A 13305-nucleotide genomic window follows, 5' to 3' on the forward strand; every position below is an offset into this window, starting at 1 on the left:
TGCTGCGACCGCCTCAGGTGGCGCTGCGCTTCCCGGAGGAGGCCAGCTCACCCGACCCGGCGGTGTTCTCGGGGGCGGTGCCGATCGCGGCGGGGCGCTGGCCGTTCTCCGAGGCGGAGCCGGTCAGGGCCGGGCCGCGGCGGAAGGACTCGCCGCGGCGCTGGTTGCCGCGGTTCGCGGTGACGCGCTCCCGCGAGATGCGGATGTTGTAGAGGATGAACGCGAGGGCGATGAAGGCGAGGAAGACGCCGAGACCGGTGATCGCGATCGGGATGATCGGGTTCGACCCCTCCTGCTCGACAGCCGCACCCTGGTCGGTGACCTGGAGGGTGACGCGGAGCTCGGGGGCGACGCCCTGGGCCTCCTGCTGAGCGGTGATGTAGCCCTGGAAGATCTGGGTCGCGGTCTGCGAGATCAGGACGGCGCGGGCCGGGTCGGTCGACTCGCCGACGATCGAGAGGATCGGGAGGCTGAAGCGGCCCGGGTTCTGCTCGGATCCGGCCGGCTGGGTCGTGCGGCGCACGGCGCTGAGGGCCTCGGTGGGCGAGAACCCGCCGATGGCGGCCTCGACCTGGGTGCGGATCTCGGAGCCGCTGACGAGGTACGCGTAGATGACCGCGGTGTTGGTGAGGTCGTTTTGCTGGGCCTCGGAGGTGCCCTCCTGCAGCGCCTGACCGGGCTCGACGGCCTGGAGCGGGTTGCGCGAGCCGCCGCCGAGCAGGATGGTCGTGTCGGAGCGGTAGGCCGACTCGGCGCGCGAGACGATCTCACCGTCCTTGACGGTGTAGCCGGCGACCATGGCGGCCAGCACGGCGACCACGAGGCCGACCGCGAGGAGCCATTTGTAGCTCCAGAGCACTCGAAGGTAAAGGGGGACGGACATCTCGGTCTCGACTTCCAGACGGCGAGGTGTAGGACCTCGGGGCGACGCGCCGCGTGCTCGGAGGTTGCACTGCTGCTGCAATCGTTGGAGCAACGCCTCCGTCCATCACGGCGGTGATGGCGGAACGGGGTTTGCGGCTGTCGAGGTGTCGACGGAGCCTGGTGCGAAGGGCGGTTTCGGAGCGGTGCGGTGCTGCGTTCGCACCGGTCTTCGGGCATGCCTCGAAGGGGCCGGAACGAGCACAGAACCGGGACCCCAGGAGTGCGGTGCCCCGACACACTCATTGTGACCATAACCCACGGCATGCGGATGCCGGAAGTATTGCGGCTGTGTTAAGTCTGCGGGAGCGACGACTCGCCGAGCCGGGAGTGGACTTGCGTTCCTCTCAGGTGGTCGAGGATGGTGGCTATTGTTCATTCCTGAGCGCGCCGCCCTCACGACAGGAGACGCATGGATGATGAGCACCAGTGCTCCACCACTGCCGCAGACCCACCCGACCGCACCGACAGCACTGACCGCGACCTCGACGCCCGTCCTCTGACGACCGTCCCGTCCGCCGTGCCCACCGGCGCTCCTCTGTCGATCCTGTACTCCTTCCCGCACGGCATCGGCTCGCCGGGGATCGGCTGGACCGCCCTGCACCAGGTCCGCTCGCTCGTGGCCGCCGGCCACCGCGTGACCGTCGTCGCCGCCTCGATCACCGAGCCGCTCGGACCGGTCGCCCGCGCCGTGACGACCCTCACGGTCGGCGGCGTCCGCCTCCCGCACCGCCTCTTCGGCCGCAGCCGCTCGATCGCCCACCACGACCGCGTCACCGCGCGGATCCTCGCCGAGGGCGACTACGACGTCGTGCACGGCTGGCCGTGGGGCTCGGCCCGCACCTTCGACGAGGCCGCCCGCCAGGGCGTGCCCTCGGTGCGCGAGGCCCCGAACACCCACACCGCGCACGCCTTCGAGGTCGTCGCGGAGGAGTACGAGCGCCTGGGCATCACGCCGCCGGTCGGCTCGCCGCACACCTACAACGCGGTGCGGCTGCGCCGCGAGGAGCGCGAGTGGGCGTCGGCGACCGCGATCCTGGTGCCGTCCGCGTCCGTCGAGCAGACCTTCCTCGAGAAGGGCTTCTCCCCGCGCAAGCTCCTCCGCCACCGCTACGGCGCCCTGGTCGACACGACCCGCAGCTTCGATCCGGACCCGCGCGACGCTCCCGACCACGTCTTCACCGCGGTCTTCGTCGGCCGGATCGAGCCGCGCAAGGGCCTGCTCTACGCGCTGCAGGCCTGGCAGCAGTCGAAGGCGAGCAGCACCGGCCGCTTCCTGGTCTACGGCGACTTCACCCCGGGCTACCAGGAGCGCCTCGCCGGGCTCCTGGAGCAGCCGAGCGTCGAGCTGCGCGGCTTCACGGCCGACGTCGCGGAGGTCTTCGCGAACGCCGACGTGCTGATCCTGCCGACCATCGAGGAGGGCAGCGCCCTGGTCACCTCGGAGGCGCAGGCCGCCGGCTGCGTGCCGCTGGTCTCCTCCGCCGCCGGGGCCAACCTCGAGGACGGCGTGCAGGGGCTCGTGCACGAGCCGCGCGACGTCGAGACGCTGACCGCGCAGATCGACGTGGTGTCCTCGGACCGTGCCCTGCTCACACGGATGCGCCGGGCCGCGCTCGACAACCGCGGCAACCTGACCTGGGAGCGCGCGAGCGTCGACCTGGTCGCCGCCTACCGTGCCGCGATGGCACTCGTGCGCGAGGACCTGGCGGGCACCGCTGCTCCCGACTCCGATCCCGACGACCGAGCAGACCAGCCGAGGAACGACCAGCCGTGAACCCCCCAGCGCTCCACCCCCGCGACGTCTCGATCATCCTCTGCACCCGCGAGCGGCCCGACATGCTCCGGGAGGCGCTCGCGGCGATCGCCGCCGGCACCGACCCCGAGGTCGAGGTGATCGTCGTCGACTCCGCGTCGACCGACTCCCGCACCCGCGAGGTCGCCCTCGCCGCGGGCGTGCGCTACGTCCGCACCGACACCAAGGGCCTCTCGATCGCGCGGAACCTCGGGCTCGACTCGAGCGACCGGCCGATCGTGGTCTACACGGACGACGACTGCTCGCCGACGCCCGGCTGGATCGAGGCGCTGCTGCGCGCCTTCGAGGAGGAGCGGGTCACCGTGGCGACCGGGCGGATGCTCGACCACACCCTGGTCGACACCGACGTGCCGCCGACCGACCGCATCGTCTACCGCTCCGCCGTCCGCGGCCTCGACGCGGGTCACGGCGCCGTGATGGCCTTCCGCCGCGACGTGCTGCAGACACTGGGCGGCTTCGACGACACCCTGGGGGCCGGCCGCTACCTCGCCGGCGCCGAGGACCTCGACATCTTCTGCCGCGCCCTCGCCGCGGGCGGCACCGCCGTCTTCGTGCCGGACAGCGTCGTGCTGCACGTCAACACGCGCAACCCCGTCGCCTACCGCCGCCTGATGCGCGGCTACGGGCTCGGGCTCGGCGCGCTCGTCGGCAAGTGGTGGCGCCTGTCGCCCAAGGTCGGCGCGCGGCTCACCGCGACCCTCGCCGTCCGCAGCGGCCGGCGCCTGGTGCGCTCGGCGAAGCGGCGCGGCCGCGGCGCGAAGGACGAGCTCGCGATGGTCGAGGGGATCCTCCGCGGCTACCTGCGCTCGCGCCACCTCCGCCTCTCCGGCTCGACCTTCGTCGACGAGTACCCGCCGACGCCGATCCGGCTGCCCGCCGCCCCGGCGCAGGCCGACCCGGCCCCCGCCGGCACCCCGAGCTGACCGCTCCCCTCCGCCGCCTCCGACCAGGGAGCACCGCCATGACCCGACCCCCTCGCCGCACCGGGCGACCGCACGCCGAGCCGCTGCGCACCCTCGACGAGAAGTTCGTCTCGAACGCCGTCGTCTACGAGGTCGCCCGGCCGACCGGCTCGATGATCGTCGACGGCGCCCCGTTCCGCCGCGCGGACGGCTCGCTCGACCGCGACCTCGTCTACTCCGCCTGGGAGGCGTTCATCCGCACCTCCCCCTCGGTGCGGCAGCGGCTCGCCCGCGCGCCGCTCGGGCTGTTCACGCCCTCCTGGGTGTCGGTCGACGAGATCGACGTCCGCGACCACGTGCGCTTCCACCCGGGCGTGGTCGAGTGGGACCCGCGCCACGTCGAGCTGCTCACCGGCGCCTTCAACGGGCCGATGGACCCGAAGGGCCCGCTCTGGGACATCCTCGTGGTCGAGCTCTCGACCGGGCAGCTGGGCTTCGCCGTGCGGATCCACCACGCGCTCGGCGACGGCATGTTCGGCCTCGTGCTGATCCAGGCCTTCTCCTCGGGCGAGCCGATCGAGTTCGCGCCCTACAGCCGCGCGCCGATGCACTTCCCGGAGGACCCGCGGCCGCCGCGCGGCCCGATCGCGCTCACCCTCGCCGCGCGCCGGCAGATCGCGTCGACGCACGCGTCGCTGTCGGACGAGTGGACGGAGTGGAAGCGCAAGCCGCTGAAGAAGCGGATCACCCGCGTCGGCGGCCGCAACATCCGCGCCGCCCGCGACTGGTGGATCCGCCGCTCGGGACTGCTCGAGCGCAGCATCAAGCCGCGCGACGCGGCGATCCTCACCGCCGACCTCAAGACCGCGAAGGCGGCGGCCCGCGCGGCCGGCGGCTCGGTCGCCGACCTGACCGTCGCGCTCGCCCTGCACGCCTTCGCCGCGCTGCACCCCGAGCGCGAGGAGATCGCGACCCTCGTGCCCGTGTCGCCGCGCCGCGACAGGAACGAGGTCAAGCGCAACCACGTGTCGATGGTGCGGGTCGCCGTGCCGGTGTCGCTCGGTCTCGCGGAGACGGTGGCGAGCGTGCGCGAGCAGGTGCAGCTCGCCGTCGAGACCGGCGAGAGCGGGATCACCCGGGGCCGGAAGGACTGGCAGGGCTACGCGTCCTATCTCCCCGTCTTCCTGCGCCCGCGCTGGTTCGGGAAGGCCGAGCTGGCCTCGATGACCCTTTGGCCCGTGACCGAGCCGGACGACGAGGCCGCGGTCTTCGCGAGCTCCTTCACCAAGCGGCTCGACATCGCGATCTCGGTGCGCTCGGACCTCGACGCCGACCTCTTCATCGACTCGATCGCCGCCTCGCTGACCGAGATCGGCGCGCCGGTGATCGATCCGCTCGCCGAGCAGACCCCCGCCGGATCGCCGGACGACCACGAACCGAACGGAGCCGGCCGATGAGCCAGGGCGGCGGACCGCTGCGCACCCTCACGAAGGTGCGCACGTACCTGCAGGCCGTGCGCCTGCTTCACTTCCACGCGTACAGCCACGCGGACCAGGTGCCGCGCCTCAGCCGCGGGGCCGACGTCTCGTTCGCGCCGAACGTGTCGTTCCGGAACGCCGAGCGGATCACGCTCGGCGCCGGCACCCACATCGGCGAGAACTCGCTCCTCTGGGCCGGCAACAGCAGCGGCCGGATCACCCTCGGCGCGAAGTGCCTGCTGGCGCCGAACGTCACGATCACCGCGTCGAACTACGGCATCGTCCAGGGCACGCCCGTGATGGACCAGCCGAAGATCGAGAAGGACATCGTGATCGGCCGGGACGTCTGGCTCGGCGCGAACGTGGTCGTCGTCGCGGGCGTCACCATCGGCGACGGCGCGATCGTCGGCGCGGGGGCCGTGGTCACCAAGGACCTGCCGGCGAACTGCATCGCCGGCGGCGTGCCCGCCAAGGTCATCGGCCAGCGACCGGAGGCCGATCGTGCCTGACGCCGTGGACACCAGCCTGGCGATCGTCGTCGTCAGCTACAACACCCGGGAGAAGACGCTGGCCTGCCTCGCGTCGATCCCGCTCGGCGACGCGCCGACTCCCCCGCACGTCATCGTGGTCGACAACGGCTCCGAGGACGGCAGCGCGGAGGCGATCCGCGCCGCGCACCCCGAGGCGACCGTGATCGAGGCGGGCGACAACCTCGGCTTCGCCCGCGGCGTCAACCGCGGCGTCGCAGCGGCGACCGAGCGCTTCGTGCTGCTGCTCAACCCGGACACGCTCGTGCTCGAGGGCTCGTTCCGCGCGCTGCTCGAGTTCGCCGTCGCGAACCCGCGCTACGGCGTGTACGGCGGGCGCACCCTCCGCCCCGACGGCTCGGTCGACCCCTCGTCCTGCTGGGGCGCGCCCAGCCTGTGGTCGCTGCTGACCTACGCGACGATGCTCTCCACCGCGTTCCGCGGCAACCCGCTGCTCGACCCGGAGTCGCTCGGCGGCTGGCAGCGCGACAGCGTGCGCGAGGTGCCCATCATCACCGGCTGCCTGCTGCTGATGCCGCGCGAGGAGTACGAGCGGGTCGGCCGGCTCGACGAGCGCTTCTTCCTCTACGGCGAGGACGCCGAGTTCTCCATCCGCGCCCGCCGCGCGGGTCTGCGTCCGGTGATCGTGCCGACCGCCGTGATCGTGCACGACGTCGGCGCCTCCACCCGCGACGCCGCGACCGCGGGCAACTCCGGCCGCAAGATGTGCATGGTGATGGCCGGCAAGGCCACGATGATCCGCCTCTCCTGGAAGCCGCTGCCCGCGCGGATCGGCATCGCGCTGCTCCAGGCCGGCGCGCTCGTGCGCACCGTGCTCGAGACCGCGACCCGGCGCAAGCGCCGCGCCTGGACCGAGGTCTGGCAGCGCCGGGCCGACTGGCGGGTGGGCTACCCGGAGGCCGAGCGCACCCTGTTCGGCCGGGTGCCCGGCACCGGCGCGGCGGAGGTCGCCCGATGATCGCCGGCGGCAGCCGCACGCTGCGCGGTCGCCTGCGCACGCGCCTGCGCGGACTGCTCTCGGGCGAGGACGCCAGGAGCCGCCGGCTGCGGGTCGAGGCCGAGCCGGCCTTCCGCACCCGCTACGCCAACCCCTACAACGCGCGGCTCTACACGGCGATGACCGCCGAGGGCGTGCTCGTGCGCGACCTGTCCTGGGTGCGCCTGCTGCTCGCGAAGGTCGACGTCGTGCACCTGCACTGGCCGGACCTGACCTTCCTCAGCGGCGTCCGCCGCTACCGGATCGTCGCGCGGCTGGTCTTCTTCTTCGCCTTCCTGCGCGTCGCGCGCCTGCGCGGCACCCGGCTGATCTGGACCGCGCACAACGTCACCTCGCACGAGGAGCGCGGCACCCCGTTCCTGCGCAACTGGTACCGGCGGCTGCTGACCGAGAACCTCGACGCGATCGTCTGCCTCTCGGAGGAGGGCGTGACCGCGATGCGGCGCTCCTACCCGGAGCTGGCCGCGGTGCCCGCGTTCGTCACCCCGCACGGGCACTACCGCTACGACTACGACTTCTCCGCGAGTCGCGCCGAGGCGCGCGCGGAGCTCGGTCTGGACCCGGACGCGCGGCTCGTCGTGTCGGTCGGCCAGATCCGGCCGTACAAGAACGTGCCGACTCTGATCGAGCGCTTCCGCGACCGCGAGGACGACGGCACGCTGCTCGCGGTCGCCGGCAACCCGGCACGTGGTCCGCTGCGCGGCGTGATCGAGGAGGCGGCGGCGGGCGATGCGCGCATCCGGCTCGAGCTGTCCTTCCTCAGCGACGAGCGGATGGCGCTCTGGCTGCGCGCGAGCGACCTGGTCGTGCTGCCGTACTCGGCGATCCAGAACTCCGGATCCGCGATCCTCGCGGTCTCGGCCGACCGACCGGTGCTGGTGCCCGATCTCGGCGCGATGCACGAGCTGGCGGCGCTGGTCGGCCCGGACTGGGTGCGGCTCTACGACGGCGCGTTCGACACCGCGGCGCTCGACGGCGCCCTCGCCTGGCTCGACGAGCGGACGGTGGCGGACGACGCCTCGGCCGACCTCTCGGCGCTGGAGTGGGACGCGATCGCCCGCGCGACCATCGACGTCTACCGCCGCGTGCTGCGGGCCCCGCGCCCCAGCTGAGCCGCGCCCACTCCCTGCTGTGGGGGGCGGGTCTCGATCGAGTAGCCCGCGCAGCGGGCGCATCGAGATCCACCGTGGTCGGAACCCCCACCCGCAGAACCCGCCTGCTGAAAAATCTCGAAGAGTAGTGCGCCGGAAACCCGGGGCGGCTAGCTTTGGCTCCTGATCCCCTTTGCACTCCTCCGCCGGATGCTCCCCCGCGTCCGACGGTCGTCGGTCACCCCTGCCCGCCGAGCCCGCACGGTCACCCCGCCCCGCCCGCCGCACAGAAACACAGGACCTTCGTGATCCCTCGCTCCACCTCGTCGCGCCGCCCCGCCGGTCGTCTCCGCCGCTTCCTGGCCGCGACCGCCGCCGCGGCCGTCGTCACCGCCGGTCTCGTCGGCGCCGCCGCGCTCCCCGCGCAGGCCGCCGACTCCGCCCAGACGGGTGCCGGCCGCTACGTCGTCACCGTCGACTCGAAGGCCGTCTCGACGACGCTCGCGAGCGCCCTCGGCCTCTCGCTCGATGCGACCTACGGCGGAGGCCTCTCCGGCTTCACCGCGACCCTGACCGCCCGTCAGCACGCGATCCTCGCCGCCGACAGCCGCGTCGTCGGCCTCTCGCCCGCCGACCAGGTGGTCGAGGGCCAGGCGCAGACGATGCCCTCCCACGTCCTGACCGCGGAGGCCGACAAGGCCCCGGTCAGCGCCGGCGACGGCGTCACCAACTGGAACGGCCCCGCCGTCGCGGTCATCGACTCCGGCGTCAGCGCGCACCCCGACTACAACCTGGCCAAGCAGGTCAACTGCTTCGGCTCCGGCACCGCCGACGACGCCAACGGCCACGGCACCGGCGTCTCCGGCTACATGACCGCGCTCGACAACGGCTCCGGCACCGTCGGCGTCGCCCCCGGTGCACCGGTCTACTCGGTCCGCGCACTCGACGCGAACAACAAGGGCACCATCTCGACCCTGATGTGCGCGCTCGACTGGGTGTCGCAGAACGCCGCGACCTACAACATCAAGGTCGTCAACATGTCGCTCGCGACCAATGGTGCGGACGACCGCAATTGCGGGCGCACCGACGGCGACACGATCCACCAGGCGGTCTGCGACCTCGTCGCGAAGGGCGTGACCGTGGTCTCGGCCGCCGGCAACTCCTCCGCCGATCTGTCGAAGTACATCCCGGCCGCGTACGACGAGGTCCTCGCCGTCACGAACTTCGCGAACTACGACGGCAAGCCGGGCTCGCTCGCGGCCGTCCCGTGCTCGAACGTGACCACCAAGGACGACAACTACACGCTGAACAGCAACTTCGCGAGCACCGCCGACGCCGGTCACACCATCGCCGCGCCCGGCACCTGCCCCTACACGACGAAGAAGGGCAACACCTACGCGTACATCCAGACCGGCACCAGCATGTCGACGGCCGCCGCCTCCGGTGTCGTCCTCGACTGCCTCGCGGCCGGCGGATCCTGCGTGGGCAAGACCCCCGCGCAGGTCATCGCCCAGGTGATCGCCCAGGCCAAGTCGGCCACCGTCGACCGCGGCCGCACCTTCGCCGGCGACCCGACCCGCCCCGTCTCCGGCCGCTACTACGGCTACGGCGTGAGCACGATCCCGGTGGGCACGGTCGTCACGCCGACGCCGACGCCGACCGCGACGCCGACCGCGACCGCGACGCCCACCGCCACGCCGACGCCGACCGCGACGCCCACGGCGACCGCCACGCCGAAGCCGACGGCCACTCCGACCGCGACGCCGACCCCGACCCCGACGCCCACCGCGACCGCGACGCCGACGGCCACGCCGACCGCGACCGCCACCCCGACCCCGACCTCCGGCGCCGACATCACGAAGCCGCAGGCCAAGATCGTCTCGCCCGCCAGCCAGACGACCGTGACCGGCACCGTGACCCTCGTCGCCAACGCGAGCGACAACGTCGCCGTGACGGGCGTCGCCTTCTGGTCGGGCTCGACCAAGCTCGGCGACGGCGTCAAGCAGACCGACGGCACCTGGGCGCTCACCGCGAACAGCAGGAACTGGCCGAACGCGACCTACGTCGTGGTCGCCAAGGCCACCGACGCCGCCGGCAACGTGGGTACCAGCACGTCGATCACGCTGGTGATCAAGAACTGACCCGCTCCGCCTGAACGGCCCGGCTCCCTCCTCGGAGGGGCCGGGCCGTTCGCGTCTCCCACGGGGCGGTCGCGGCGTCAAGGGCGGGCGCTACAGTGGCGCGGTCCGTAGCGTCGGAGGCGCGCGGTCGACCTCCGCCCGCGCGGAGAGGCAGCCATGAGCGACACCCAGAACGGCCCCGTCATGGACGGCGCCGAGGACGCGAGCAACGACGACAAGCTGAGCGGTCTGATCGAGCAGGTCGACCACGACCACGGCGACGAGGGCGCGGGCGCCATGGCCGATGCGCTGCGCGACCGCGCCGACGAGACCGACACCGAGATCACCTCCTCCGACGAGACGGAGACCCGCACCGAGACGGAGTAGCGCCGCCGGTCGAGCAGCCCGCGCATGCTGGTCGAGCAGCCCCGCAGGCGGCGTATCGAGACCCGCCGTCACCAGCTCGGCGGGTCTGCAGACCCCTGTTCTGACGCTGGTGGATCTCGATACGCCCGCTCCGCGGGCTACTCGATCAGCATGATGCCGCCCGCCTCTCGAGCAGCCGCCGCAGGCGGCCCTTGCATGCTGGTCGAGCAGCCCGAAGGGCGCATCGAGACCCACCACCGCCGAGACATCCGGGAGCGAGCCTCCTCCCCAACCCCCGATCTGACAGCACTGTCCCCGATCGGCCCGCCACCCCACTCCGGTGTCGGTGGTGCCTGATTCAATACCCGTATGTCAGAAGACGAGAATGCGGCAGCACTCGGGGAGGTGCGCGACTGCTTCGACGACTCCGCCGCCGCCGAGCGCGCTGCGTCCCCGACGCGCCTCAGAGCGGCGGAGCGGATGCACCGCGGCTACCGGATCGCGCTCACCGTCCCGGAGGCCTTCGCCCGCGGCGCGACTCGCAGCGAGACACGCGACCTCGTCGAGCGCTCCGTCCGTGCCGAACTGGCGGTGGCGTTCGGGGTGTCCGAGCGGGAGGTCTCCCGCCGCCTCGAGACCGCGCAGCTTCTGATGGAGCACCTGCCGCTCACCCGCGCGCTGCTGCGCGGCGGCCTGATCCTCTGGGAGCTGGGCGAGGCGATCTGCAGGACCGCGAGCAGCCTTCCCGACACCTCCCGCTCCGCACTCGACGAGCGCGCCGCCGACGCCGCCGTCAGGATGACCACCACGCAGCTGCGCCGCGCCCTCGGACGCTGGCGGGAGGAGCTGCACGAGCAGCCACTCGCCGAGCGCCACGCGCGCGCGAAGGAGGACCGCGCGGTCTGGGTCACGCCGGACGTCGACGGGATGGCGACGCTCTGCGTCCACGCTCCCGCACCGGCAGTGACGGGCGCGTACGACCGGCTGCGCCGCATCTCCCGCACCCTCCGCGACGAGGGCGACCCGCGCAGCCTGCAGCAGCTCAGCGCCGATGCGGCGGTCGATCTGCTCTGCGACGGCGACATCATCGGAACCACGCCCAACGCCGAGCATCGGTCCGACCCGACCTTCGTCCCCGGCGTGCGCACCGAAGTGCGGCTCACGCTCGCGGCGTCCACCGCCGTGGGTCTCGACGATGCGCCCGCGGAGCTCGACGGCTACGGCCCCGTCCCCGCCCCGATCGCCCGTGAGCTCATTCGCACCGCTGCGTCCTTCACCCGCGTCCTCACCGATCCGGACACCGGAGCCGTCGTCTCCGCCGGCCGGACCTGGCGCACTCCACCGCCCCAGATGCGCCTGCACCTGCAGCTGCGGGACCAGACCTGCCGCTTCCCCGGCTGCACCCGGACCGCCGCCACCAGCGAGGCCGACCACACGATCGAGTGGCGCAACGGCGGCGAGACCTCGCTCGAGAACCTCGTCATGCTCTGCACGTCCCACCACCACGTGCGGCACGGAGAGCAGTGGAGCTACGACCGGGTCGACGACCACGGGACGATCGAGTGGACGAGCCCGACCGGCCGACGGATCAGCAACCGCCCGCCACCCCTGCCCGGGCGGCCACCCGACCCGCCCCCGGGGCCCCGCTTCGACGATGCTCCCGCACCGTTCTGACGGTGGGGGATCTACTTGGAAGAGATGCCCGCACACATGCTGGTCGAGTAGCCCTGCAGGGGCGCATCCAGACCCGCCCACCCCAAGGACGTCGGTCTCCTCCCCGCCCTGCGCTGGCGCCGGAGGCGCCCCCTCCGCTCGATACGCCCGCTCCGCGGGCTACTCGATCAGCATTGATTCCCCGCTGCGGGCTGCTCGGCGAGCATGGACGCAGTGCGCGCCGACCGGGCAGCGGATGCCCGCGGTGTCTCCCTCTCGTGAGCATGCGCTCGCATGGACCGATGTCCCGTCCGCCTGAGCCACCCTTCGGAAAGGCAGCCGTGCCCGACGCTCTCCTCGTGCCGCTCCTGCTCGCCGCGCTCGTCACCAGCGGCCTGGCGGCGGGCTTCTTCTACGCCTTCGCCTGCGCGGTGATGCCGGGCCTGGGCCGGACCGACGACCGCGCCGTCGATCCGCGAGTCCCTCGACTCCCGGAAGACGGCAGTCTGGTGAGCACCACCCCGATCCAGGAGAGACACCATGACCGCACCCCGCCGCGCCCTGATCCTCGTCGACGTCCAGCAGGAGTACTTCGCCGGGCCGCTCGAGATCCGCTACCCGCCGCACGCGTCGTCCCTGCCCGCCATCACCACCGCGCTCGACGCCGCCACGGCCGCCGGTCTGCCGATCGCCGCCGTCCAGCACAGCAGCGGCGAGGGAGCACCCGTCTTCGCACCGGGCACCCCCGGCTTCGAGCTGCACCCCGAGATCGAGCGCCGCCGGAGCGACGACTGGACGTCGATCACCAAGCGCTTCGGCACAGTGTTCGCCGGCACCGACCTGCTCGCCCGGCTGCGCGAGCGCGACGTCGACACGATCACCCTCGTCGGCTACATGACCAACAACTGCATCCTCGCCTCGGCGGCCGAGGCCGAGACGCACGGGCTGACGGCGGAGGTGCTCTCGGACGCGACCGGTGCCATCGCGATCTCGAACGCGGCGGGCTCCGTCGACGCCGAGACGGTGCACACCACCCTGCTCGCCCTGCTGAACTCGAACTTCGCGGCCGTCGCCGACACCGAGACCTGGACCGACGCCCTCACCTCCGGCGAGCCCCTCCCTCAGAGCGACCTCGGCAGCTCTGCCGTCGCGGGCGCCGCGCTGCCGCCGCGCTGAGACCTCGCCTACTGGTCGGGACGCCCCGTAAACGGGCCGCATGGTCGGGAACGACGAGTCGAGCGCGGCGTCAGGGCACACGTTACGTGATTGCCGCGCTCCACGAAGAGGTGACCACCGAAGGTAGAACGATGGCGCGCGACGTTCGGCTGAAACGCGCAACGTCCGTTCACCAAACGACAGCCCACGAGTTCGGCACCCCTCCACTCCGCAGATCTACAGCAATGGGAGCGCTCT

At 72.5% G+C, this 13305-nt stretch carries 11 protein-coding genes; 10 read left to right on the top strand and 1 reads right to left on the bottom strand.

The window, feature by feature from the left end:
* Positions 1-13 precede the first annotated feature (13 nt).
* Positions 14-883 (bottom strand): hypothetical protein, encoded by an 870-nt coding sequence (locus HRK28_RS07200; protein ID WP_160086977.1) that lies wholly within the window; start codon positions 881-883, stop codon positions 14-16.
* A gap of 450 nt (positions 884-1333) precedes the next feature.
* On the opposite strand from HRK28_RS07200, the gene HRK28_RS07205 reads away from it, so the two are divergent.
* From HRK28_RS07205 to HRK28_RS07250, 10 genes are all read left to right on the top strand, one after another.
* The gene (locus tag HRK28_RS07205; RefSeq protein WP_173250831.1) at positions 1334-2698 is read left to right on the top strand and encodes a glycosyltransferase family 4 protein; all 1365 of its coding nucleotides are present in this window, start codon (positions 1334-1336) and stop codon (positions 2696-2698) included.
* Positions 2695-3660, top strand: coding sequence for a glycosyltransferase family A protein (locus tag HRK28_RS07210; protein WP_173250832.1), 966 nt, complete (start codon positions 2695-2697; stop codon positions 3658-3660). The genes HRK28_RS07205 and HRK28_RS07210 overlap by 4 nt, the downstream gene beginning before the upstream one ends.
* Before the next feature lie 38 nt (positions 3661-3698).
* Complete coding sequence (locus HRK28_RS07215) at positions 3699-5096, top strand: wax ester/triacylglycerol synthase domain-containing protein (RefSeq protein WP_160086971.1); 1398 nt, start codon at positions 3699-3701, stop codon at positions 5094-5096.
* The gene (locus tag HRK28_RS07220) at positions 5093-5626 is read left to right on the top strand and encodes a DapH/DapD/GlmU-related protein (RefSeq protein ID WP_160086969.1); all 534 of its coding nucleotides are present in this window, start codon (positions 5093-5095) and stop codon (positions 5624-5626) included. The genes HRK28_RS07215 and HRK28_RS07220 overlap by 4 nt, the downstream gene beginning before the upstream one ends.
* Complete coding sequence (locus tag HRK28_RS07225; protein WP_160086967.1) at positions 5619-6623, top strand: glycosyltransferase family 2 protein; 1005 nt, start codon at positions 5619-5621, stop codon at positions 6621-6623. Before HRK28_RS07220 ends, HRK28_RS07225 begins: the two co-directional genes overlap by 8 nt.
* Complete coding sequence (locus tag HRK28_RS07230) at positions 6620-7774, top strand: glycosyltransferase family 4 protein (RefSeq protein ID WP_160086964.1); 1155 nt, start codon at positions 6620-6622, stop codon at positions 7772-7774. Before HRK28_RS07225 ends, HRK28_RS07230 begins: the two co-directional genes overlap by 4 nt.
* 284 nt (positions 7775-8058) lie before the next feature.
* Positions 8059-9894, top strand: a complete 1836-nt coding sequence (locus HRK28_RS20750; protein WP_173250833.1) for an Ig-like domain-containing protein — start codon at positions 8059-8061, stop codon at positions 9892-9894.
* Between the two features lie 156 nt (positions 9895-10050).
* The gene (locus HRK28_RS07240) at positions 10051-10260 is read left to right on the top strand and encodes a hypothetical protein (protein ID WP_123444647.1); all 210 of its coding nucleotides are present in this window, start codon (positions 10051-10053) and stop codon (positions 10258-10260) included.
* A 348-nt stretch (positions 10261-10608) separates the two neighbouring features.
* Positions 10609-11913 carry an HNH endonuclease signature motif containing protein gene (locus tag HRK28_RS07245; RefSeq protein WP_173250834.1) on the top strand — a complete coding sequence of 435 codons (1305 nt, stop codon included), beginning with the start codon at positions 10609-10611 and terminating at the stop codon, positions 11911-11913.
* Positions 11914-12432: 519 nt separating this feature from the next.
* A complete protein-coding gene (locus HRK28_RS07250) occupies positions 12433-13068 on the top strand; it encodes an isochorismatase family protein (RefSeq protein WP_173250835.1) in 636 nt (211 codons plus the stop codon).
* The last annotated feature ends 237 nt before the right edge of the window (positions 13069-13305 follow it).

The organism is Rathayibacter sp. VKM Ac-2835, assembly GCF_013266705.1.
Lineage (GTDB): Bacteria > Actinomycetota > Actinomycetes > Actinomycetales > Microbacteriaceae > Rathayibacter.